This window comes from Thioclava electrotropha (assembly GCF_002085925.2).
Taxonomy (GTDB): domain Bacteria; phylum Pseudomonadota; class Alphaproteobacteria; order Rhodobacterales; family Rhodobacteraceae; genus Thioclava; species Thioclava electrotropha.
Genome location: NZ_CP053562.1, coordinates 1584964 through 1607748 on the forward strand (window position 1 = coordinate 1584964; position 22785 = coordinate 1607748).

The window sequence follows — 22785 nt, forward strand, 5'->3', positions numbered from 1 at the left end:
AGCCCCGCGGGTCGGGTTTTAAGAAAAATTCAAAGAGGATTAAGCCGGATTGCCCGATTTCGTGGCAAATTTGGCGAGACTGGTGGCCAGATCGCCATAGCCCGTAAAACGCCGCTCATAGCGCAGGCCGAGCCGCTCCGCGGCCTCACGCGCCTTCGCGTCGAGCGCGGGATCGTCGGTCTGGGCCTGATAGATCAGCCGGTCGTAATTGCCGAACATCATCGGGATCAGCTCCGGGTGACGGTCGAAGCCCATCGGCTTCCAGACGAAAGCGTCGAACTGACGGGTCAGGAAATCGGTGAGGTAGAAGGCCGTGATCTCGTCCTCGGCGGTTTCGGCAAAGGCCGCGTTACCTTCAAAAAACGAATAACAATGGGGGCCTTCGACCATCTCGACCCCCAAAGACTTGCACTTTTCCAACAATTGCCCGCCCGTGCCGCAATCGGCATAGACCACGAAGATATCGTCATATTGGTCGCGATAGCGCAGCACCGCCTCTTCGACGGCGGCGGTGATCTTCTCGGGGTATAGGTGCAGATTGGCGGGCAGGCAGGTCAGGTCGATGTGATCCCAGCCATTGATCCGCTTGAGCGCGAGAATTTCCCGCGCCAATGCCCCGCAGGCGATCAGCAAAAGACGCCCCGAGCCCTCGGGAGCTAAGCCATTTTCGGATAAGGTCATGTCGCCGGGAAGCGAGGCAGCCTTCTGGGCAGTCATTCCACCCGTGCCATCATCCGGGCAACGCCTGCTGCGACGAGAACCATCAGCCCGAGCATCGCCATCGGCACGCCCGATGCGGCAAAGGCCCAGATCGTCAAGCCCGCCAGAACGATCACAAACAGGATCAGCAGCAGAAAATGTGGCAGCGGCATTTCTCGTTTCCCCCTTCTCTTCAAGTATGGGGCGGGGAAGCGCACATGAAAAGGCCCCGATGAAAAAATCGGGGCCTTCTCCATGCATATCAGCCTAGATGCGCGCGCGATCGGCGATCAGGCGCTCATCTGGTTGTGCTTGCGGGCGATGAAATCCTTCGCCGTTTCCACCGCCACGGCGGCATCGCGGCAATAGGCATCGGCGCCGATCGCCTTGCCAAATTCCTCGTTCAAGGGCGCACCGCCCACCAGAACGATGTAGTCGTCGCGGATGCCCTGTTCCTTCATCGTGTCGATCACGACCTTCATGTAGGGCATCGTGGTGGTCAGCAGCGCGGACATGCCGAGGATGTCGGCCTCTTCGCGCGCGATCGCTTCGAGGTAGTTCTCGACCGGGTTGTTGATCCCCAGATCGACGATCTCGAAGCCCGCGCCTTCCATCATCATCGCGACGAGGTTCTTGCCGATATCGTGGATATCGCCCTTCACCGTGCCGATGACCATCTTGCCCATGCGCGGCGCGCCGGTCTCGACCAGCAGCGGCTTGAGGATGGCCATGCCGCCCTTCATCGCATTCGCCGCCAGCAGCACTTCCGGCACGAACAGGATACCGTCGCGGAAGTCGTTGCCCACGATGGTCATGCCCGCGACGAGGGCCTTGGTCAGAATGTCATACGGCGTCCAGCCGCGGTCGAGCAGGATGCGGGTGGCCTCTTCGATCTCTTCCTTGAGACCGTCATAGAGGTCATCCATCATCTGCGCGGTGAGCTCGTCGTCGTCGAGTTCCGAAAGGATGATATCGTCTTCGTCTTCGGCCATGTCCAATAGTCTCCTGCTAGCCGGTGTTACCCTGTGGTGAGGCCGTGGCCCCGTCAAGTCTTGGCGATTTGCGACATGCGCGGTGTTTTGTCCGACCTCGCATGGTGTTGGTAGGTCCGCATCCGGACTCTACTTGGCAAATGTTCTCATTTCGTTCTAAATTCCGGGCATGAGTCTGCCATTCGATCTTCCCCCCGCGAACCCGTCCGAGCGTCTGCGCGCGCGCGGTGCCGCGGCGCGCCCCGTGGGCCGGTTCGAGCCCTTCGCCCGCGCGCCCGAGCATGACGGCTGGGACATCCCCGAAGAGGAGCGCCTGACCCGCACCGAGGTCTCGGTGGAGCGACCGCGCTCCGTCATCACCCGCAACCAGTCGCCCGATGTGCCCTTCGAGCGCTCTCTCAACCCCTATCGGGGCTGCGAACATGGCTGCATCTACTGCTTCGCGCGGCCCAGCCACGGCTATCTCGGCCTCTCGGCGGGTTTGGATTTCGAAACCCGACTGATCGCACGGCCGGAGGCGCCGCAGGTGCTCGAAGACGAGCTGCGCAAGAAAGGCTACCGCCCGAACGTGCTCGCCATCGGCACGAATACCGATCCCTACCAGCCGCTCGAGCGCAAGATGGAGATCATGCGCGCCGTGCTGGAAGTGTTGCAGGCCTATCGTCACCCGGTCTCCATCGTCACCCGTGGTTCGACGATCCTGCGCGATCTCGACATCCTCGCGCCGATGGCCGAGGCAGGCTTGGCGCAGGTCGGCGTGTCGGTCACGACGCTCGACGCCAAACTCGCCCGCGATCTGGAGCCGCGCGCGCCCAGCCCGCCGACCCGCATCCGCATGATCCGCGAACTCTCGCGTGCCGGTATCCCTGTCCGCGTGATGGCCGCGCCGATGATCCCGGGTCTCACCGATCACGAGCTGGAGGCGATCCTGACCGAGGCGCGCAGGGCAGGGGCCAAAGCCGCCTCGATGATGCCGGTGCGGCTGCCGCATGAGGTGGCGCCGCTTTTCGCCGACTGGATGGAGCGGCATCACCCCGGCAAGGTCGAGAAGGTGCTGGGCCGGATCCGCGACATGCGCGGCGGCAAGCTCAACGATCCGCGCTTCGGCGAGCGGATGAAGGGCGAGGGAGAGATGGCCGAGCTGTTGCAGCAGCGGTTCAAGCTGAGCTGCAAGCGGCTGGGCTTCTCGCGCCATCTGCCCGATCTCGACGTGACACAGTTTCGCGTGCCGCCCCGGCCGGGCGATCAGCTCGAACTGTTCTGATCTCGTCTGAGACGCGCGCATGGTCCAACCGCCGGGAAACCCCGGCCCTTCCTTCGTTTTGGTTCAAATATCCCGGGGTGAGGCCGCAAGGCCGAGGGGCAGAGCCCCTCAAGCCGCGCTTAGCTGCGGCGACGGCCCCGGCGTTCGCGCTTGGGCGCATCCCCGCTCAGCCCGTCATCCTCCGAGGAGAACCCGCCCAGAACCGAGGAAATCTGATCGAGCGTCGGGCGCTCGCCACGCGGACGCGTCTCCAGCGCCTCGCGCATCGCCACCAGATGCTCGGCCATCGTGCCGCAGCAGCCGCCGATGATCGTCGCGCCGCAGTCGCGCGCCATCACCGCATATTCCGCCATCAGCTCGGGCGTGCCGTCGTAATGGATATGACCGTCGACATATTTCGGAATGCCCGCATTGCCCTTGGCGATGATCGGGCGCTCGGTCCCGGTCGCGGCAAAGCCCAGAACGGTGCGCAGCAGGTCGGACGCGCCCACGCCGCAATTCGCGCCGAAGGCCAGCGGCGGGTGGGCCAGCTTGTCGACCATCGAGACCATCGCCTGCGAGGTCAGCCCCATCATCGTGCGGCCCGCCGTGTCGAAGCTCATCGTGCCGCACCACGGCATGCCCGCCAGATGGCAGGCCTCGGCGGCGGCCTTGTATTCTTCCTGCGCCGAGATCGTCTCGACCCAGAGGATATCCGCGCCGCCCTCTTTCAGACCCTCGGCCTGTTCGTGGAACATCTCGACCGCCAACTCATGCGTCAGCGTGCCCATCGGCGCGAAGATCTCGCCCGTCGGGCCCATCGAGCCCGCAACGATCACGGGGCGCGACTGCTTGTCGGCCACGTCGCGACCGATCTCGGCGGCGAGGCGGTTCAGCTCGCGCACGCGGTTCTGCGCATTGTGCAGTTTCAGCCGCGAGGCATTGCCGCCGAAGCTGTTGGTCAGGAACAGGTCCGAGCCCGCATCGACGGCGAGCGAATAAAGCTTCGCGATCTTCGCGGGCTCGTCGGCATTCCAAAGTTCCGGGGCCTCGCCCGAGGCCAGCCCCATGTTGAACAGGTTGGTGCCGGTCGCGCCATCGGTCATCAGCCAATCGCGGGTTTCCAGAAGGCGGCTCAGCGCGTCGGTTTTCGGGGCGGTCATAAGGGCCTCGTCAAATGCAAAGGGCCGCGTCGGGCGCGGCGGTTGGGTTTGTCCTGCCATGACAGGCGGGAATTGGCAAATTCGTTTCCTTCATGTTCTTGATGAAGGCGCTGCAATCTCGGACTGAAATGCAAAAGGCCGGACGCGCTTGGCATCCGGCCTTTCAATCTGCGTCATCGGCGAGGGCTCACTCGGCCTCGTCGACCACCTGACGGCGCGCCTCGGCCATGCATTCGGCCATCTTCGCGCGGATCGTCTGCTCATCGGCCTTGTCGCCGAGATCGCCCGAGAGCTTGCGGTACACGTCTTCGTGGCCCGCTTCCTCGAAATCGGAGGTCACGACCTCGCGGACATAGGCGTCGGCTTCGGGGCCGGTTTTGCCCAGAAGCTCTGCGGCCCATTGGCCCAGCATCTTGTTGCAGCGGGCATCGGCCTTGAACTGCAGCTCGGCATCATGCGCGAACTTGTTCTCATAGGCATTTTCGCGATCGTCGAAGGTGGTCATGGCCCACGTCCCTCCCGGTAAAGTCTCCGTTACCTCCGATATGCACATGCACGGCGTGCGCCGCAAGAGGAAAGGGCCGCGTTTTGGCCGGTTTGACGGGGCTGTGCATCTGCGTGAAGTGGCGTGCGCTTTACCTTGCGAGACTCGCGGGCTTGTCCTATAGGGCGGGCAACACCCTTTCGCGGACGGCGCGCAGGGGCGGGCGCGGCATTCCTGACGGCATGCGGCGCAGGCCCTGGCACCGCCGCGCCAAGTGAGAACGGAGACGCGATGGCACCCCGGCGCAAGAAGATCTACGAAGGCAAGGCGAAGGTTCTGTATGAAGGCCCCGAGCCCGGAACGCTGGTCCAGTATTTCAAGGACGACGCGACCGCCTTCAACGCTCAGAAAAAGGACGTGATCGAGGGCAAGGGCGTGCTCAACAACCGCCTGTCCGAGTATTTCATGACCGGCCTGACCAATATCGGCGTGCCGAACCACTTCATCAAACGGCTCAACATGCGCGAGCAGTTGATCCGTCAGGTGGAGATCGTGCCGCTCGAAGTGATCGTGCGCAATTTCGCCGCCGGTTCGATCGCGAAGCGTCTGGGCATGGAAGAGGGCACGCCGCTGCCGCGTCCGATCGTCGAATACAGCTACAAGAACGACGAGTTGGGCGATCCGCTCGTGCCCGAGGAATATATCATCGCTTTCGGTTGGGCGAGCCAGCAGGACCTCGATGACATCGTGGCGCTGGCGCTGCGCGTGAACGACTTCCTGACCGGCGTGTTCTACGGCGTCGGCATCAAGCTGGTCGATTTCAAGATCGAGATCGGCCGCGTCTGGGATGGCGATTTCATGCGCCTGATCGTGGCCGACGAGATCAGCCCCGACAGCTGCCGCCTGTGGGACGTCAAGACGGGCCAGAAGCTCGACAAGGACGTGTTCCGCCGCGATCTGGGCAGCCTGACCGATGCCTATACCGAAGTCGCCAAGCGCCTTGGCGTGCTGCCGACCAATACCCAGCCGATCAAACCGACGCTGATCAACTGAAAGGACCGCTCGTGATGAAAGCCCGCGTTCATGTCATGCTGAAGGATGGGGTGCTCGACCCGCAGGGCGAGGCCGTCCGTCACGCATTGGGCCATATGGGGTTCGGCGGCGTCGAAGGCGTGCGTCAGGGGAAGGTGATCGAACTGGACCTGAGCGCCACCGATGCAGCCTCTGCCGAGGCCGAGGTGAAGGAGATGTGCGAGAAGCTCCTCGCCAATACCGTGATCGAGAAATACACCATCGAGATCGCCTGATCCGGGTCGGGTGGGGGGCGCTGCCCCCCTTGGCCTGCCGGCCAATTCCCCCGGGATATTTGTACCAAGCCGAAGGCCGCACAGGCCTTACCCGACAGGTTCGACCCTCAAGGCCAGGAGTTTGCACCCATGAAAGCCGCCATCATCACCTTCCCCGGATCGAATTGCGACCGCGACCTGAGCATGGCCTTCGCGGCAGCCGGGGCGGATGTCGTCAAGGTCTGGCACAAGGAAACCGCATTGCCCGAAGGCATCGACATCATTGGTGTGCCGGGCGGGTTCTCCTATGGCGACTACCTGCGCTGCGGCGCGATCGCCTCGCGCTCGCCCATCGGGCAGGCGGTGGCCGACTTCGCAGGCAAGGGCGGCTATGTCATCGGCATCTGCAACGGTTTTCAGGTGCTGACCGAGATGCGGCTGCTGCCGGGCGCGCTGATGCGCAATGCGGGGCTGAAATTCGTCTCGAAACCGCTGGCCCTGCGCGTCGCGACGACCGACAGCGCCTATACCTCGGGCTACGAGGCGGGGCAGGAGATCGTGATCCCGGTCGCCCACCATGACGGCAATTACCAGATCGATCCCGAAGGCCTTGCCCGCATCGAGGGCGAGGACCGCGTGGCGTTCCGCTATGTCGAGAACCCCAACGGCTCCGTCGACGATATCGCGGGCGTGCTGAGCGAGAACCGCCGGGTGCTGGGCATGATGCCTCACCCCGAGCGCGCGATCGAACCTGCGCAGGGCGGCGCCGATGGGGCGGCGCTTTTCCGCGCGTTGAGCGGGATGCTGGCAACCGCCTGATCTCGCGCGCTTGTTGCGCTCTGGGCCTTGGCTTAGACTTCGCGCATGACGCACGTGCAGACACGTTCGACGATTTTACCTGAAGAGCCGCCCGAAGGTGAGGGCGGGCTCGGTGTCATGGCGCGCTCGCCGCGCGCCCGTTGGCTGCTGCGCGTCGCTGTGGTGCTGATCCTCGCGCTGGCGGGGGCGGTGATGTGGATCACCAACCAATGGCTGACCCAGCGGTTCACCGAGACGACGCGCGTGCGCACCGAACTGCGGCTTGCGCTTTACACCGGCAACATCATGTCGGAGTTGCAGCGGACATCCGTTGTGCCGCTGTTGCTCGCGCGCGATCCGGAGCTGACGCAAGCCCTTGATACAACGGATTATTCCACCGCCTCGGCGCAGCTGATCACGGCCAAGAAAGAGGTCGCGGTGGCCTCGATCCGGCTGTTGGACATGCAGGGCCGGGTGGTGGCGTCGACCAATCGCACGCAGATCGGCACGCCCTTCCCGAATGCGCCCTTCTTCGTCGATGCGACCCGCTCGCGCGGGACGATCTTCTCGCTCAACGAGCCCGAGGCGGGCGGCACCGAGTTCGATTATTCGCGGGCCGTCATCCAGAACAACAAGCCCGTCGGCGTGATCGTCGTCGAGGCGGATCTGTCGAAATTCGAACGCGCCTGGGCCGGGATTTCCGATGCGCTGGCCGTGGTCGACAGCGAAGGCAAGATCATCCTGACGACCGAGCCGCGCTGGCGCGGGGTGACGATGTCGGAGGCGCTGGCCGCGCGGTCTGCCCCCTCCGCGATCGAACGCGCGCTGCAGGCGACCGCGGACTGGGCCAATGACGCGCCGGACGCCTATCTCAAGGGTCGCGCGGTGATGCGCACCGAGGCGCGCATTCCCTTCCGCGGCTGGAAGATGATCGCCTTCACCAGCTACGACTCCGTGCGTGAGCGGGTGAATGCGGTGCTCGCGCTCGAGATCATGGGCTTCGCGATCCTGCTGGCGCTGGTCTTCTATGCGCTGTCGCGGCGCGCGCGGCGGCAAAGCCAGGAATTGCGGGCGGAATCGGCGGAGCTGCGCCAGCTCAACACCCGGTTGAGCCGCGAGATCGCCGAGCGCGAGAAGGCGCAGCAGGATCTGGCCGTGGCCGAGCAGACGATCGCGCAAAGCTCGAAACTCGCGGCTCTGGGCGAGATGTCGGCTGCCGTCAGCCACGAACTGAACCAGCCCCTGGCCGCGATGAAGACCTATCTGGCCGGCGCAAAACTGCTGTTGCAGCGCGCCCGGGTCGAGGAGGCGCTGTCGTCGTTCCAGCGCATCGACGACCTGATCGGGCGGATGGGCGCGATCACGCGGCAGCTGAAATCCTATGCCCGCAAGGGGGGCGAGGCGTTCGAGCCGGTGGATCTGCGGGTGGCGCTGTCGGAGGCGCTCTCGATGATGGAGCCGCAGCTGAAAATTCGCAAATTGCACATTTCGCGCACCATGCCGCGCAGTCCTGTTATGGTCATGGCGGACCGCATCCGGCTGGAGCAGGTGATCATCAACCTGTTGCGAAATGCACTCGACGCCACCAAGTCGGTTGAGGAACCTCAAGTGGAGTTGTTGCTTACCTCGGGTGAGACGGCCGTGCTGAGCGTGCGTGATAACGGTCCCGGAATTTCGGATCTCGACAAGCTGTTCGAGCCGTTCTGGACCACGAAGAAACCGGGGGAAGGGACGGGGCTGGGCCTCGCGATCTCGTCCTCCATCATCAGTGATTTCGGGGGTCGTCTGACCGCCCATAATTCCGAAAGCGGGGGTGCAGTGTTCGAAGTTCAGTTGCCCCTCCTGGCGGACAAGAACAGGGCCATAAAGGCCGCGGAGTAAGACATGGCAAGACTAATGAAGGTAGCGATCGTCGATGACGAGGAAGATATGCGGCAGTCCGTCAGCCAATGGCTGGCGCTGTCGGGCTTCGACGCCGAGACCTATGCCAGCGCCGAAGACGCGCTGAAAGTGATCGGCCCCGATTGGCCGGGCGTGGTGATCACCGACATCCGGATGCCCGGCATGGACGGGATGGCCTTTCTCAAGCGGCTGATGGGGATCGATAGCGGTCTGCCGGTCATCATGATCACCGGCCACGGCGATGTGCCGATGGCGGTCGAAGCGATGCGCCTGGGCGCGATGGACTTCATGGAAAAGCCGTTCTCGCCCGACCGGATGACCGAACTGGCCAAGCGCGCCACGCAGGCGCGCCGCACGACGCTCGACAACCGGGCGCTGCGCCGCGATCTGGCCGAGGGCGAGAAGGTGATGGGCAAGCTGATCGGCACATCCGAGCCGATGGAGCGTCTGCGCGAGGATATTCTCGATCTGTCCCAGGCGGATGGCCACGTGCTGATCGACGGCGAGACCGGCACCGGCAAGACGCTGGTGGCCCATGCGCTGCACGCGACGGGCCCCCGTGCGGGTAAGAAATTCGTCGTGGTCAGCTGCGCCGCTCTCACCGAAGAGGCGCTCTCGGCCAAGCTGTTCGGCCCGGTCGAAGAGGGCGGTCTGCCGCTGATGGAAGAAGCGCGCGGCGGCACGCTGTGCCTCGAGGATGTCGAGGCGCTGAGCCAGTCGCTGCAGGCGCGGCTCTTGCAATTCATCAACGATCAGGGGGCGCCTGCGGAAACGCGCATCGTGGCGATCTGCAACACGCATGGCGAAGGCAAGACGGTCGAGGACGCGCTGCGCCCCGATCTTTATTACCGCCTCGCCGCGCTGAAGATCACTCTGCCGCCGCTGCGTGCGCGCGGCGAGGATATCCTGACGCTGTTCAACCGCATGTCCGAGCAATTCGCCGACGAATATGGCTGCGACGTGCCGGAAGTCACCGCGCAGGAAGCCGCGCAACTGCTGCAGGCTCCGTGGCCGGGCAATGTGCGCCAGCTGATCAACGTCGCCGAACGCGCGGTGCTGCAATCGCGCCGTGGCTCGGGCTCGATCGCGTCGCTTCTGATGACCGATGACGAAGAGACGGGGCCGGCGGCGATCACCACCGAGGGCAAGCCGCTCAAGGAGTATGTCGAGAGCTTCGAGAAGATGCTGATCGACAATACGATGCGGCGCCACAAGGGCTCGATCTCGGCGGTGATGGAAGAGCTGTGCCTGCCGCGCCGGACGCTGAACGAGAAAATGGCCAAATACGGCCTTGCCCGCGCGGATTACCTTTAAAGTCACGCGCGCCCGCATCTTCGCCTCTAGGTGCGGGGCATGCGGGTGGCCTTCGAACAAGACGACGTGAGCGGCGCGTGCCTGAATGGCACCGCGCCGCGGCATTTTCCGGCCTGCGGCGGCAAAACCCCGGAACGGGCCTGCCCAATCGCTGAACATCGCGAGAATCCGGGGTGCGATTAACCCTTCCCTTACGAAAATTCGATTGTGTTCCCGTAGGCTGTGCCGCTATGGTCAGAACCAGTCGGTTTCACGCCATAAGTGTGGACCCACCGAAATTCGCTGATGCCTTGGCCGATCCGGCGCAGATGATGCGCAAGGGGCCCCGGCTCAACCGATTGGCCGAAAGGCCGCAAGTTTGTCTCCCTCTTCCGCATTTGCCGGGACGGAGGCCGTTAATTGGGCGCCAAGCGGCTAAGCCGATCGCGCCTTGGAAAGAACCGCGATGATGCGTGACGGGATATCGCAGATGAGGACGGGCAGGCTCGACGCCACCGCCGTCTGCACGCATGTCCGCAACCTCGCCTCAAGGACAGTTTCAGCCCAAGACAGCGCCGCGCCCCCGGGCAGGTCACAAAGGGCTGACCTATTGGATTTACATGGCAAAGAAGATGCTTATCGATGCCACCCACGCGGAAGAGACCCGCGTCGTGGTGGTGGACGGCAACAAGGTTGAAGAATTCGACTTTGAAACCATCAACAAACGGCAGCTCGCCGGAAATATCTATCTCGCGAAAGTAACGCGCGTCGAACCGTCCCTGCAGGCGGCCTTCGTCGACTACGGCGGAAACCGGCACGGCTTCCTCGCCTTCGCGGAAATCCACCCCGATTACTACCAGATCCCGGTCGCCGACCGCGAAGCGCTGCTGGAAGAAGAACGCCAGCTCGCCGAAGCCGCGGCTGCGGAAGAGGACAAGCCGAAATCCTCGCGCCGCCGCCGCTCGCGCCGGTCGTCGAACAAGGCGGAGAAGGCCAAGCAGGACGAAGCGGTGATCAGCTCGGACGAGATCCCGGGCATGGGCGTCGTCGATCCCGAGGCCGAAGGCGAGAGCGCCGACGCGTCCAGCGACGAGACCAAAGCCGAAGCGCAGATGGACACCTCCGAGGCCCCGGCCGAGGAAGCGCCCGCTCAGGAGGCTGATGAAAAGCCCGCCGCTGCGGCTGAGACCGCGTCCGACGAGGATGACAGCGACGATTCCGACGACGATGACGACGACGCGGGCGATGACGCTGCCGAGGCCGATAGCGGCATCGAATCCGTCGCCGACGAGGATGTCGAAGAAGAAATCCGTCCGGCCCGCAAGCCGCGTCCGCGCCGCTACAAGATCCAGGAAGTGATCAAGGTGCGCCAGATCATGCTGGTGCAGGTCGTCAAGGAAGAGCGCGGCAACAAAGGCGCGGCGCTGACCACCTATCTCTCGCTGGCAGGCCGCTACTGCGTGCTCATGCCCAACACCGCGCGCGGTGGTGGCATCAGCCGCAAGATCACCAACGCCGCCGACCGCAAGAAGCTCAAGGAAATCGCAGGCGAGCTGGACGTGCCGAAAGGCGCGGGCCTGATCGTGCGCACGGCGGGCGCGCAGCGCACCAAGACCGAGATCAAGCGCGATTACGAATACCTGATGCGCCTGTGGGAGCAGATCCGCGACCTGACGATGAAATCCGTCGCGCCAGCGCCGATCTACGAGGAAGGCGATCTGATCAAGCGGTCGATCCGCGACCTCTACAACAAGGATATCGACGAGGTTCTCGTCGAGGGCGAGCGCGGCTACCGCGCGGCCAAGGCGTTCATGAAAATGATCATGCCGAGCCACGCCAAGAACGTGAAGCACTACGCCGAGTCGCTGCCGCTCTTCGCGCGCCATCAGGTGGAGAGCTACCTCGCATCGATGTTCAACCCGACCGTGCAGCTCAAGTCCGGCGGTTACATCGTGATCGGCGTTACTGAGGCGCTCGTCGCCATCGACGTGAACTCCGGCCGGGCGACCAAGGAAGGCTCGATCGAGGAAACCGCGCTCAAGACCAACCTGGAGGCCGCCGACGAAGTGGCCCGCCAGCTGCGCCTGCGCGACCTCGCCGGTCTGATCGTGATCGACTTCATCGACATGGACGAGCGTAAGAACAACAACGCCGTCGAGAAGCGCATGAAGGAACGTCTCAAGACCGACCGCGCGCGCATCCAGGTCGGCCGCATCTCTGGTTTCGGCCTGCTCGAGATGAGCCGCCAACGCCTGCGTCCGGGCATGATCGAATCCACGACGCAGCCCTGCGCCCATTGCCACGGCACCGGCCTGATCCGCTCCGATGACAGCCTCGCGCTGAGCGTCCTGCGCGCGATCGAGGAAGAGGGCACCCGCAAGCGGACCCGCGAGGTTCTGGTGCGTGCGCCCGTCGCGGTGGCCAACTACCTGATGAACGCCAAGCGCGAGCATGTCGCGGTGATCGAGGCGCGTTACGGCATGTCCGTGCGTATCGAAGCCGCGCCGGAACTCGTCTCGCCCGATTTCACCATCGAGAAGTTCAAGACCGCGACGCGCAATGTCGCGGAAGTGGACAGCCCCGTCGTGTCTGCTTCGGCCAGCCTGATGGCCGAGATCGACGACGCCGAGGACGAGGTGGAGATCGAAGTTGAAGCCGAGGCGGAGGCCGAGGAGCAGACCCAGAAGGTCGAGACCGACGCCGAGGAACAGCCGAAGAAGAAGCGTCGTCGCCGTCGCCGTCGCCGGAAGTCGAATGGCGAGAACGGGGAGAATAACGACTCCGCGGAGAACGGCGATCAGTCGTCGGATGACCAGAACGCCAAGGACCAGTCCACGGGCGATCAGTCCTCGGACGTGACCGAAGGCCAGGAGACGCCCACCAAGGCCGAACCCGCGCAGGCGGCGGAAGCTCCGGCGGACGAGGCCAAGACCGAGGCGCAAACCGACGCGAAAACCGAGGCTCAGCCCGAGGAAGAAGCGCCGAAGCCGAAGCGCCGTTCGCGCGCCCGCAAGAAGGTGGAAGAGCCGAAACCCGAAGCCGAGACCGCGGAGGCCCCCACTGAGGGCACCGAAGCCAAGGCCGAGGAAGAAGCGCCCAAGCCGAAGCGTCGCACGCGGTCGCGCAAGAAGGTGGACCCGGAGGCCGACGCGCAAGCCGCCGTCGAAGGCAGCGCCGCAGAGGTCAAGGCCGACGCCGCAGAGGCAGCCGAGGAGGCGCCGAAGCCGAAGCGTCGCTCCCGTGCGCGCAAGAAGGTCGAGGAGCCCGTCGCAGCGACGTCCGAGACGCCCGAGCCGCCGGAAACCCCGCAGCCCGACGCGCCGACCGAGCCGCAAGAGACGCCGCAGCCCGACGCACCGGTCGAGACGCCCGAGCCCACGCCGCAGGAAACCCCTGTCGACGTGCCGCCGGAAGCGCCGCCCGCGCCCGAACCGGAAACTCCGTTCGAGCAGCCGCCGGAAACGCCGCAGCCCGATGCGCCGGTCGAACTGCCCGGTGGTCCGGCCTTCGCCGAGACCGAGACGGAGGGCGAGACGATGACCGAGGAGGCACCCAAGCCCAAGAAACGGGGCTGGTGGAGCCGCTGAGGCACCCTCAGATTTGAGAAAGGCCGGGCAGAGCGCCCGGCCTTTTTCGTTTTCCTCTTTGGTTTTCCGCGCTCAGGCGGCCAGTTCCTGTGCATGGCGGGTCAGTTGCAGAGCCGCCCGCGCCGCCTCGCGGCCCTTCTCGACGAAATGGCTGCCAAAGATCGCCCTGTGGTGATCGGTCTCCTGGAACTGATGCGGGGTCAGCGAGACCGACAGCACGGGCACGCCCGTCTCCAGCCCCACCTGCATCAGGCCATTCACCACGGCCTGCGCCACGAAATCATGCCGGTAGATTCCGCCATCGACGACCAGCGCCGCCGCTGCAATGGCGCCGTAGCGGCCCGTGCGAGCCAGTTGCTGCGCCTTCATCGGCAACTCGAACGCGCCGGGCACGTCGAAGACATCGACCTGCGCCTCCGGGATCTCTTCGAGAAACCCCTCGAGCGCACGGTCGACGATATCGGCGTGCCAATTGGCCTTGATAAAAGCGTAACGGGTGTGTGTCATCGTAATCTCCTTGCATAGCGACACGTCACCCAAGGCGATCACATGCAGTCCGCGCCCACGCGCCAAGGCACGGGGTCGGCTGCATATTCTCTTCCATCCGGACTGTAACCGTCGGCTCAGGCCTCGCACCTGATCTGCTGACCCTCGCACGACGGCGAGGCGCTCGCGGGCTCGCGGATTTCGCCGCATACCGCCGGTGGGGAATTTCGCCCCGCCCTGAGAATGGCCGGAGATTGGCACGCGCTTTTGCGCTCGGCAAGGGGCTTAGTTGCCGGGCCAGCCATACCAGACCATCGCGTGCCCGGTGCGCGGATGCGTGTCGGTCTGCAGGCGCTCCATCCCGTGATGCAGGTAAAACGCCTGCGCGCGGCTGTTGGTCTCGCTGGTATAGAGGCGGAACCCCTCCGGGAGCGCCGCCTTGGCCTGCGCCATGAGCCTCGAGCCGATCCCATGCCCGATCCAGTCGGGATGGACGAAAAGCTCGGCCAGGATCGCCTCGCGCGGTTTCAATGCGAGAAACGCCATGATCCGCCCCTGATCCTCGGCGAGGGTCACCTGCCAGCCAGCAGTCATTTCCTCGTCCACGCGGGCGCGCAGGGCGGTGCGGCTGGGCATCACCGGTGGGCCGACACCGGGCAGGCTCGCGCTGAGATGCCAGAGATCGGCAATCGCGTCGCGATCCGCGTCATGGGCCGGGCGTAGCGTGACGGTCATCAGCTCTTGCGCACCAGATAGACTTTCACGCCTTCCCAATCCTCGGCCTCGACCAGTTCGTGCCCGGTTTGCGCGCAGAAATGCGGCACGTCGATCCAGCTCGCCCCGTCGGTCGCGACCAGTTGAACCAGTGCGCCGGGGGCGGCCGACTCGAGCGCTTTGCGCAGGCGCAGAACGGGCAGGGGGCAGAGCAGCCCCTTCGCGTCGATTTCGATATCGGGCGTCATGGCGGAGGTTCTCGCGCGCCCGCGCTGATTTGTCCACGCTGTTGTTATCTCACGACCCGGTGACCGCGCGCGAGGAATGGGGTAGAGGAGGAACATGTTTGGAATCGATCTCGTCTCCGCTGCGTTCCTGCCCGCCGCCTTCGTGGCGCTCTTTGCGGGTCTGTTGTCATTCCTCAGCCCCTGCGTGCTGCCGATCGTGCCGCCCTATCTCGCCTATATGGGCGGGGTGAGCATGGGCGATCTGCGCGAGGGCAAGCGCTCGGCGGTGGTCCCGGCGCTGTTCTTCGTGCTGGGCCTGTCGACGGTGTTCCTGTTCATGGGGTTCGCCGCCTCGACCTTCGGGCGGTTCTTCCTGACCAATCAGGTGCTGTTCGGACGGATCGCGGGCGGGGTGATCGTGATCCTCGGCCTTCATTTCCTCGGGGTGTTCCGTATCCCGATCCTCGACCGCGAGGCGCGGCTGGACGCGGGCGACCGGGGCGGCTCCTCGCTGGGTGCTTACGTGCTGGGCCTCGCATTCGCCTTCGGCTGGACGCCCTGCATCGGCCCGCAACTGGGCGCGATCCTGTCGCTGGCCGCCCAAGGCGGCGATCAGGCGCGCGGGACGGCGCTACTGGCGGTCTATGCGCTGGGGCTGGGCATCCCGTTCCTGCTGGCCGCGCTGTTCATCCAGCGCGCGATCGGCGTGATGAACCGGCTCAAGGCCTATATGGGGATCATCGAGAAGACGATGGGCGCGCTGCTGGTCATCGTCGGGATATTGCTGCTGACCAATGCGTTCTCGGCGATCAGCTTCTGGCTGCTGGAGACCTTCCCGAGCCTTGCCGTGCTGGGCTGAGGCCTAGCTCACCATCTGCGCCGCGCGGGCCAGATCCGCCTCGAAAGCCCGCATCATCGCGGGCTTTTCCATGTCGGGCAGGCGCAGCAGATAGGATGGATGGACGGTGATCAGCATCGGCGTGCCGTCCTCGAGCACCTCCACCGTGCCGCGCCGTTTGAGAAGGCCACGCCGATCCCCGGTGAGGCTCTCCAGCGCGGTCGCTCCCATCGCGAGGATTGCCTTCGGCTTCACCAAGCTGCGTTCTTGGTCGAGCCACCAGCGACAGTGATGGATTTCCTGCCGGTCGGGCGACTGGTGGATGCGCCGCTTGCCGCGCGGAGTGAATTTGAAATGCTTCACCGCGTTGGTGAGGAAGGCGCGCTCGCGGGACAGGCCTGCACGTGCTGCCACCTCGTCGAAGAGCTGCCCGGCGGGGCCGACGAAGGGGCGTCCCTCAAGATCCTCGAAATCTCCCGGCTGCTCGCCCACGATCATCAGTGGCGCATCGAGCGGCCCTTCGCCCGGCACTGGCTGCGTGGCGTTCTCCCAAAGCGGGCAGCGGCGGCAGCCATTCAGCCCGGCGAGCAGCTCCGCGCGGTCGCCCACGGGCGGCGGGGTGGCGCGGTCGCTTGCCAGCCGCTCGGTGATCTTGCCAGCGCGGGCAGGGGCGAGTGTGGGTGCGTTGGCCGCCATCTCTTCGGCGCGCGCCTGCGCGGTCGCGATCATCTCGGGGATCAACCCGGCCTCGGGCAAGTTATGCCAATACTTGCGCGGCATCTCGGATTGCATCGCGCCGACCTTCAGCCGCGCCGGGTTGAAGATGTTGCGGAAATAGGTACGCCAAAGGTCTTCCGCGCCATCCTCGGGCAGGTCAGGACACGGCTGGCCGTCGCTGAAGCGCAGCTTGCCCGCTTCGAAATGCGCGGTCAGATCGGGGGTGAAGATCGACCAGTCCATATCGCCGAAGCGTTTGACGAAGAACGGCGCGGTCAGTTCGCAGATGTAATGCGAGGGCTCGAACCACGCGGCGAAGCGGCGGCGCGGGGCGTCCGGGTCGCCGATCTCGCGGAAGCGCACGAAGGCGGTCATCTTGTGGCGGTCGCGCGAGACCTCCTTCGCCATGCGGTTCACCCGGTCGATGCGCGGATCGGCGCGGTCTTCCAGCAGGCGCTTGTCGGATCGCAGCGCCCAGAGCACCGCGTAAGCCCGTGCGAAACGTTCCGGGTCGCGATGGCAGATCACGAGCCGGGCGAGGTCGACGAAGCCCTTCGGTACGCTCACAGCGCCGCCTGTGGGGGCAGGGGCGTCTTGCGCGAAGAGATCGGCCTCCGCCGCCCCGCGATGCCAGAGAAGCTCCTCGGGTGGGATGCCAGCGCCCAAAGCCGCGCGGGCCTCATCTCGCCACGCCTCGAACGTGCCGATCTCGGGCAGGATGATCGTGCGCATCAGAACAGCTGCAACTGCTGCGGCGGCGGGGCGAAACGGGCGCGCAGGTCTGCCGCGTCGGTCAGCGCGCGCGGGTGCCAGTCCAAGAGCGTGATGAAAGGTTTCGCCTGTTTCAGGTTCGCCCCCATACGCCGCAAGTCCTCGTAGCGCAGCGTGCGGTGGCGGCGCGTCGCCAGCACCCGACCCACCGTCTTCACCCCCAGCCCCGGCACGCGCAGCAGCACCTCGCGCTCGGCCCGGTTCACGTCGAGCGGAAACAGATGCCGGTTCGCCAGCGCCCAGGCGAGCTTGGGATCGACCGTCAGATCGAGATTTCCATCGGTCGCGCCTTGCGAAATCTCGTCCACGTCGAAGCCGTAGAAGCGCAGCAGCCAATCCGCCTGATAGAGCCGATGCTCGCGCATCAAGGGCGGTTTGATCAGGGGCAGGGCGGCAGAGCTGTCGGGGATCGGCGAGAAGGCGGAGTAATAGACGCGCTTGAGCGCATAGCTTGAATAGAGCCGGGTTGAGGTCTTCAGAATCGTGGTGTCATTCGCCCCGTCCGCGCCGACGATCATCTGCGTCGACTGGCCCGCGGGCGCGAATTTCGGGGGGCGCTTGCCGGTGAAGCTGCGCTCCTTGCGGGCCTCGCGCAGCACCCGCACATCGCCCATCGCGCGGCGGATCTGGGCGGGGTCCTTCTCGGGCGCATAATCCTGCACCGCGCGGTCGGTCGGCAGTTCGACATTGATCGAGAGGCGGTCTGCGTAAAGCCCGGCTTCTTCGATCAGTTCGGGCGCGGCATCGGGGATGGTTTTCAGATGGATATAGCCGCGGAAATTATGCTCCACCCGCAAGAGCTTAGCGATCCGCACCATGTCGGTCATCGTGTCGTCGGGCGAGCGGATGATGCCGGAGGATAGGAACAGACCCTCGATATAGTTGCGGCGGTAGAATTCCAGCGTGAGGGTCACGACTTCCTCGGGCGAGAACCGCGCGCGGGTAACGTTGGAACTGACCCGGTTCACGCAGTAAGCGCAATCGTAGATGCAGAAATTCGTCATCAGGATTTTCAGCAGGCTGATGCAGCGCCCGTCCGGCGTATAGGCGTGACAGATGCCGGAGCCTGTGACCGAGCCGATCCCCTTGCCATCCTTGGAGTCGCGCCGCTGCCCCCCGCTCGACGCGCAGGAGGCATCGTATTTCGCCGCATCCGAGAGGATCGCCAGTTTCTGATCGAGGGTCATTCTTGCCATGTGTTCACTATATGTTCACATTTTTCACCTTTCAATAAATCCATGACAAAGGGGCGCGAAAATCGCGCCCCTTGGAAAACTTCGCTTCGGTTTCAGGCCGTCAGGCGGCGATACATATGCCAGCTGGCATGGCCCAGCACCGGCAACACGATGAACAGGCCAAGAAAGACTGGCAGCATCCCGATGAACAGGCTTGCCGCGATCACCATGCCCCAGATCGCCATCGAGACCGGGTTGGCGGCGACTGCCCGCATCGAAGTGATGATGGCGGTGATGATGTCGATCTCACGGTCCATGATCAGCGGCAGACCCACAACCGTGAAGGAAAACAGGATCGCCGCGAAGGCCGCCCCGATCGCGGAGCCGATCGCCAGCATCATCAGCCCGTTACCGGTCAACAGGATCTCGGGCGAGCTGGAGACATTGGTGAAGGCCGACAGCCCCATGAACAGCGCGAAGGTCGTGTGGGCCACGAAGACCCAGAACATGAACATCATCAGGATCAGCATCGCCATCGAGGGCGTCTGGCGGTCCTTCTCGGAAACGCAGCAGGCGATCACCTCACGCCAGACCAGCGGCTCTTGAGCTTCCAGCCTGCGACTGACGGTATAAAGCCCCATCGCCGCGAAGGGCGCGAGCAGCGGAAAGCCGAGCGCGAAGGGGATCAGCCACCATTCCTCGCCCTGGGCTGCGAACACGGTCCAGAGCACGATGCCGCCGAGCACGTAGAAGCCCGAAAACATCAGCCCGAAGGCCGGGGCGCGTTTGAAATCGTTCCATCCTGCTTTCAGGATGTCTGGTATTTCCGAGACCTGAAGGTCGCGGATATGCGGCACCTCGGAGGGCGGCGACGCGATCGTTTGCATTTGTATTCTCCCTGACTGAGGGCCCTCTCCCCAAGGCCCGCAACTTCACGTTGCGTCACGCGGGCGTGATCTGTCCAGAGAATTGCTTGCTGCGTCGCCGCGAGGCTCAGCCACCCATTCGTTTCGTCAGCCGCAGCGACAGCGCATAAGGCAGTCGTTTCAATAGTTTGAGCTGCCATGTGAGGCGGCGGGGGAAGTGGGTCTCGAAGCGGTCCTTGGCCAGCCCGTCGGCAATGCGGCGGGCGGCCTCGTCGGCTTCGATCACGAAGGGCATGGCGAAATCGTTCTTCTCGGTCAGGCGAGTCTTCACGAAACCGGGAGAGATCAGCCGCACGTCGATCTGGGGGGCATATTCAACGCGCAGGCTCTCGACGAGGTTGATGACGGCGGCTTTCGAGGCGGAATAGAGCTGCCCCTTCGGCAGACCGAAGATGCCTGCGACCGAGCCGAAGATCACCAGCTGCCCGCCCTCGCGCAGCAGTCCCGGCGCGGCCTGCGCGAACCAAAGCGTGCCGAGCAGGTTCACCTCCACCAGCTTGCGTGCCGCATCGCGCTTGATTTCATCGACGCGGCCGGGGTCGTAGAGCGCCGCGGTGATGATCATCGCGTCCAGCGGCCCGTGGGTGAGGATCTCGCCGCGCGCATCGTCGAGGCTTTCGGGGTCGGAGACGTCGCAGGGCACGACCTCGCCCTGACCCAGCTCCGCCTTCAGCGCGTCCAGCGGCTCGACCGAGCGGGCCGACAGCACCAGCCGCGCCCCGCGCGTAGCCAGTTCGCGCGCCAGCGCCTGCCCGATGCCCGAGCTCGCGCCCATGATCCAGATGCGTTTGTCCTTGAACTCCACGGTGCTCATCCTCTCGCTACTGCAAAGGATACGCGCCAAAACCGTTCAGGGTTTCATTCCGAGCGCGGTAAGGCACTCCGCCAGCAGATCATCCAGCGGACGTGTGCCCGACAGCTCCAGCACCGGCTCGGACCGGCCCGCCAGCCATTCGTGATGGCGGCTGAGCGAGCGCCCCGAGAAATAGGGATCGTCATAGCCCGCAGCCCAGGTCAGGAAGGAGCCATGATTAGCCTCCATATCGCCGCCCTTGCGGATGCGCGTGCCGAAGCGCGCCGCCTCGCGCTTGCGCAGGCGCGCAAGGCGGATCGGTGTGGGAGCGGTGAGGAAGACGATCAGGTCGGCGCCTGCGATTGCGGGCTCCCCCCAGCCGTCGAGCGAGCCGGAAATCACCCAGCCCTCGGGCTCTTTCGCCGCCTCCATCAGCGCCAGCCGCTCAGCGGGGCGGCGTTTGACGGTGTAGGGCGGGTCGCTCTCGGCCCAATAGAACTGATCGGTGTCGAGATGGACGACGCCCAGCCGGTCGGCCAGGCGTTCGCCCAAAGAAGATGTGCCCGATCCTGCGGCGCCGGTAATATGAACCCGCGCCGCCATTCGCGATCAGCTTTCCGCTTGCGCGTCGGCGCGGGATTTGCCTTCGAGGCCAAGCGCCAGCGTCGCCGCCATGAACCCGTCGAGATCGCCGTCGAGCACGCCCTGCGTGTCCGAGGTTTCGTGTTGCGTGCGCAGGTCCTTCACCATCTGGTAGGGCTGCAGCACGTAGGAGCGAATCTGGTTGCCCCAGCCGGCCGAGCCCTTGTTCTCGTGGGCTTCGTTGATCGCCGCGGTGCGCTTTTCCAGCTCCATCTGATAGAGGCGCGATTTCAGCGCCTTCATCGCGATATCGCGGTTCTGGTGCTGTGACTTCTCGGAACTGGTGACCACGATCCCGGTCGGGTGGTGGGTGATCCGCACCGCCGAGTCGGTCGTGTTGACGTGCTGACCGCCAGCCCCCGAAGAACGGAACGTGTCGATGCGGATATCGGCGGGGTTCACCTCGATCTCGATATTGTCGTCGACCACCGGATAGACCCAGACCGACGCAAACGAGGTTTCGCGCGTGCCCTTGCCGAAGGGCGAGATCCGCACGAGGCGGTGCACGCCCGATTCCGATTTCAGCCAGCCATAAGCGTTGGGGCCGGAAATCTTGTAGGCGCAGGATTTGATCCCGGCCTCGGCGCCCGGTTCTTCGGATTGCAGCTCGACCTCGTAGCCGCGCTTTTCGGCCCAGCGGACATACATCCGCTGCAGCATCGACGCCCAGTCGCAGGCCTCCGTGCCACCCGCGCCTGCGTTGATCTCGAGGAAGGTGTCATTCGCATCCGCCTCGCCATCGAGCAGAGCTTCGAGCTCTTTCGATGCGGCGGTTTCTTTCAGCGCGGCCAGCGAGGCCTCGGCCTCGGAGACGACTTCCTCGTCGTCTTCCATCTCGCCCATCTCGATCAGTTCGACATTGTCCTCCAGATCCTGCTTGATCCGGTTATAGGTCTCGAACTTGTCCATCAGTTGCTGCCGGTCGCGCATCAGTTTCTGCGCGCGCGCCTGATCGTCCCACAGGGTGGGGTCTTCGATCATCGCGTTGAATTCCTCGATCCGGTGCGGCGCGGTCTCGAGGTCCATCCGCTGGCCCAGCAAGGTCAGGGACTTGCGGATCTGTTCGACGGTGTTCTGCGTCTCGGCGCGCATCTGTCATCCTCTTGAAAGCTTGGCCCGCGTGATACGAGATCGGGGCGGCGCCCGCAAGGCGGCGCGGGGGAAATTGCGTGGGCCGCGCGGCGTTGAAAAGCGGCGCGGCCCTTGTGTCTATGGTCTCCCGCTGCGGCGCGGGGGCGTGGCTCAGCTTGCCTCCAGTGCCGCGATGATCGCGCCGAAATCGCTGGCCTTGAGCGAGGCCCCGCCCACCAACGCGCCGTCGACATTGGAGGTCGCGAAAATCTCTTCCGCATTGGAGGGTTTGACCGAGCCGCCATAGAGCAGGCGCATCCCGTTGCCCGCGTCGGCGAAGCGCGCGACCAGCGTGTTGCGCATGAAGTCATGCACCTCGGCGATCTGCTCCAGCGTCGGCGTGCGGCCCGTGCCGATCGCCCAGACGGGTTCATAGGCGATCACGCAATTGGCGGCCGTCGCACCATCGGGAACGGAGCCCGCAAGCTGTTCGCCGATCACGTCGAGCGTCTGTTCGCCGTCGCGCTGCGCCTCTGTTTCGCCCACGCAGATCACCGCGATCAGACCTGCGCCAATCGCCGCCTCGGCCTTGGCGCGCACGATCAGATCGCTTTCGTGGTGGTCCGCGCGGCGCTCGGAATGGCCGACGATGACATAAGAGCCACCCGCATCCGCAATCATCTGCGCCGAGATGTCGCCCGTATGCGCGCCGCTTTCGTTCATGTGGCAATCCTGCCCGCCGACCGCGAGCTTGCCGCCAGCCGCCTCGGCCATCGCGCCGATCAGCGTCGCGGGCGGGCAGAGCAGCACGTCACAGGCGGGGGACGGATGCGCTTCGGTCAGCGCCGAGACCTCGCCGAGATTGCTCTTGAGCCCGTTCATCTTCCAATTGCCGGCGGCCAGTTTCTTGCGCATGTGCGATTATTCTCCCTGATGTCGTTGGGCCTGACATTAGGGCAGGGGGCGCAGGCTCGCAAA

At 64.8% G+C, this 22785-nt stretch carries 23 protein-coding genes and 1 riboswitch; of the genes, 8 read left to right on the plus strand and 15 right to left on the minus strand.

Annotation, left to right across the window (positions count from 1 at the left end; genetic code table 11):
* Positions 1 to 39: 39 nt before the first annotated feature.
* From AKL02_RS07570 to AKL02_RS07580, 3 genes are all read right to left on the minus strand, one after another.
* Positions 40 to 681 (minus strand): DUF1638 domain-containing protein, encoded by a 642-nt coding sequence (locus tag AKL02_RS07570; RefSeq protein ID WP_232621736.1) that lies wholly within the window; start codon positions 679 to 681, stop codon positions 40 to 42.
* Positions 682 to 713: 32 nt separating this feature from the next.
* Positions 714 to 872 (minus strand): hypothetical protein, encoded by a 159-nt coding sequence (locus AKL02_RS07575; RefSeq protein ID WP_165756922.1) that lies wholly within the window; start codon positions 870 to 872, stop codon positions 714 to 716.
* Between the two features lie 117 nt (positions 873 to 989).
* Positions 990 to 1691, minus strand: a complete 702-nt coding sequence (locus AKL02_RS07580; RefSeq protein WP_078519368.1) for a cobalamin B12-binding domain-containing protein — start codon at positions 1689 to 1691, stop codon at positions 990 to 992.
* A gap of 169 nt (positions 1692 to 1860) precedes the next feature.
* On the opposite strand from AKL02_RS07580, the gene AKL02_RS07585 reads away from it, so the two are divergent.
* Positions 1861 to 2955, plus strand: a complete 1095-nt coding sequence (locus AKL02_RS07585; RefSeq protein ID WP_083075152.1) for a PA0069 family radical SAM protein — start codon at positions 1861 to 1863, stop codon at positions 2953 to 2955.
* 119 nt (positions 2956 to 3074) lie between these two features.
* Here AKL02_RS07585 and bmt read toward each other — a convergent pair whose 3' ends face one another.
* Entirely contained in the window at positions 3075 to 4097 is a 1023-nt protein-coding gene (bmt, locus tag AKL02_RS07590; protein ID WP_083075163.1) for a betaine--homocysteine S-methyltransferase, read from the minus strand.
* A 187-nt stretch (positions 4098 to 4284) separates the two neighbouring features.
* Positions 4285 to 4602, minus strand: a complete 318-nt coding sequence (locus AKL02_RS07595; RefSeq protein WP_078519365.1) for a DUF1476 domain-containing protein — start codon at positions 4600 to 4602, stop codon at positions 4285 to 4287.
* A 270-nt stretch (positions 4603 to 4872) separates the two neighbouring features.
* Here AKL02_RS07595 and purC point away from each other — a divergent pair, with 270 nt between their 5' ends.
* The 6 genes from purC (at position 4873) to AKL02_RS07625 (ending at position 13447) form a co-directional block, all read left to right on the plus strand.
* On the plus strand, positions 4873 to 5634 hold the full coding sequence (gene purC, locus AKL02_RS07600) for a phosphoribosylaminoimidazolesuccinocarboxamide synthase (RefSeq protein WP_078539474.1): 762 nt from the start codon (positions 4873 to 4875) through the stop codon (positions 5632 to 5634).
* Positions 5635 to 5648: 14 nt separating this feature from the next.
* On the plus strand, positions 5649 to 5888 hold the full coding sequence (purS, locus tag AKL02_RS07605; protein WP_078539473.1) for a phosphoribosylformylglycinamidine synthase subunit PurS: 240 nt from the start codon (positions 5649 to 5651) through the stop codon (positions 5886 to 5888).
* A gap of 129 nt (positions 5889 to 6017) precedes the next feature.
* Positions 6018 to 6686, plus strand: coding sequence for a phosphoribosylformylglycinamidine synthase subunit PurQ (gene purQ / locus AKL02_RS07610; protein WP_083075165.1), 669 nt, complete (start codon positions 6018 to 6020; stop codon positions 6684 to 6686).
* A gap of 117 nt (positions 6687 to 6803) precedes the next feature.
* On the plus strand, positions 6804 to 8546 hold the full coding sequence (locus AKL02_RS07615; RefSeq protein ID WP_078539471.1) for a sensor histidine kinase: 1743 nt from the start codon (positions 6804 to 6806) through the stop codon (positions 8544 to 8546).
* A 3-nt stretch (positions 8547 to 8549) separates the two neighbouring features.
* Positions 8550 to 9881, plus strand: a complete 1332-nt coding sequence (locus tag AKL02_RS07620) for a sigma-54-dependent transcriptional regulator (RefSeq protein ID WP_078539470.1) — start codon at positions 8550 to 8552, stop codon at positions 9879 to 9881.
* A gap of 599 nt (positions 9882 to 10480) precedes the next feature.
* Positions 10481 to 13447: an Rne/Rng family ribonuclease gene (locus AKL02_RS07625; protein WP_083075584.1), complete on the plus strand. Its 2967-nt coding sequence runs from the start codon at positions 10481 to 10483 to the stop codon at positions 13445 to 13447.
* 72 nt (positions 13448 to 13519) lie between these two features.
* Here AKL02_RS07625 and AKL02_RS07630 read toward each other — a convergent pair whose 3' ends face one another.
* From AKL02_RS07630 to AKL02_RS07640, 3 genes are all read right to left on the minus strand, one after another.
* On the minus strand, positions 13520 to 13954 hold the full coding sequence (locus AKL02_RS07630) for a 6,7-dimethyl-8-ribityllumazine synthase (protein WP_078539468.1): 435 nt from the start codon (positions 13952 to 13954) through the stop codon (positions 13520 to 13522).
* Between the two features lie 81 nt (positions 13955 to 14035).
* Positions 14036 to 14182, minus strand: a riboswitch (FMN riboswitch).
* A gap of 36 nt (positions 14183 to 14218) precedes the next feature.
* Positions 14219 to 14668 (minus strand): GNAT family N-acetyltransferase, encoded by a 450-nt coding sequence (locus AKL02_RS07635; RefSeq protein ID WP_083075167.1) that lies wholly within the window; start codon positions 14666 to 14668, stop codon positions 14219 to 14221.
* Positions 14668 to 14895, minus strand: coding sequence for a sulfurtransferase TusA family protein (locus tag AKL02_RS07640; protein ID WP_083075169.1), 228 nt, complete (start codon positions 14893 to 14895; stop codon positions 14668 to 14670). The genes AKL02_RS07635 and AKL02_RS07640 overlap by 1 nt, the downstream gene beginning before the upstream one ends.
* Positions 14896 to 14989: 94 nt before the next feature.
* On the opposite strand from AKL02_RS07640, the gene AKL02_RS07645 reads away from it, so the two are divergent.
* A complete protein-coding gene (locus AKL02_RS07645) occupies positions 14990 to 15733 on the plus strand; it encodes a cytochrome c biogenesis CcdA family protein (protein ID WP_078546719.1) in 744 nt (247 codons plus the stop codon).
* 3 nt (positions 15734 to 15736) lie between these two features.
* On the opposite strand, the gene AKL02_RS07650 is transcribed toward AKL02_RS07645, so the two are convergent.
* From AKL02_RS07650 to tpiA, 7 genes are all read right to left on the minus strand, one after another.
* Positions 15737 to 17161 (minus strand): UdgX family uracil-DNA binding protein, encoded by a 1425-nt coding sequence (locus AKL02_RS07650; protein ID WP_083075172.1) that lies wholly within the window; start codon positions 17159 to 17161, stop codon positions 15737 to 15739.
* Positions 17161 to 18396 carry a putative DNA modification/repair radical SAM protein gene (locus AKL02_RS07655; RefSeq protein ID WP_083075174.1) on the minus strand — a complete coding sequence of 412 codons (1236 nt, stop codon included), beginning with the start codon at positions 18394 to 18396 and terminating at the stop codon, positions 17161 to 17163. Before AKL02_RS07655 ends, AKL02_RS07650 begins: the two co-directional genes overlap by 1 nt.
* A gap of 92 nt (positions 18397 to 18488) precedes the next feature.
* Positions 18489 to 19262: a DUF2189 domain-containing protein gene (locus tag AKL02_RS07660; protein WP_083075177.1), complete on the minus strand. Its 774-nt coding sequence runs from the start codon at positions 19260 to 19262 to the stop codon at positions 18489 to 18491.
* Positions 19263 to 19368: 106 nt separating this feature from the next.
* On the minus strand, positions 19369 to 20115 hold the full coding sequence (locus AKL02_RS07665; protein WP_083075179.1) for an SDR family NAD(P)-dependent oxidoreductase: 747 nt from the start codon (positions 20113 to 20115) through the stop codon (positions 19369 to 19371).
* Between the two features lie 36 nt (positions 20116 to 20151).
* Positions 20152 to 20697 (minus strand): AAA family ATPase, encoded by a 546-nt coding sequence (locus AKL02_RS07670; protein ID WP_083075181.1) that lies wholly within the window; start codon positions 20695 to 20697, stop codon positions 20152 to 20154.
* A 6-nt stretch (positions 20698 to 20703) separates the two neighbouring features.
* Entirely contained in the window at positions 20704 to 21828 is a 1125-nt protein-coding gene (gene prfB, locus AKL02_RS07675) for a peptide chain release factor 2 (RefSeq protein WP_078539462.1), read from the minus strand.
* Positions 21829 to 21978: 150 nt separating this feature from the next.
* Positions 21979 to 22722 (minus strand): triose-phosphate isomerase, encoded by a 744-nt coding sequence (gene tpiA, locus AKL02_RS07680; RefSeq protein WP_083075183.1) that lies wholly within the window; start codon positions 22720 to 22722, stop codon positions 21979 to 21981.
* Positions 22723 to 22785 lie beyond the last annotated feature (63 nt).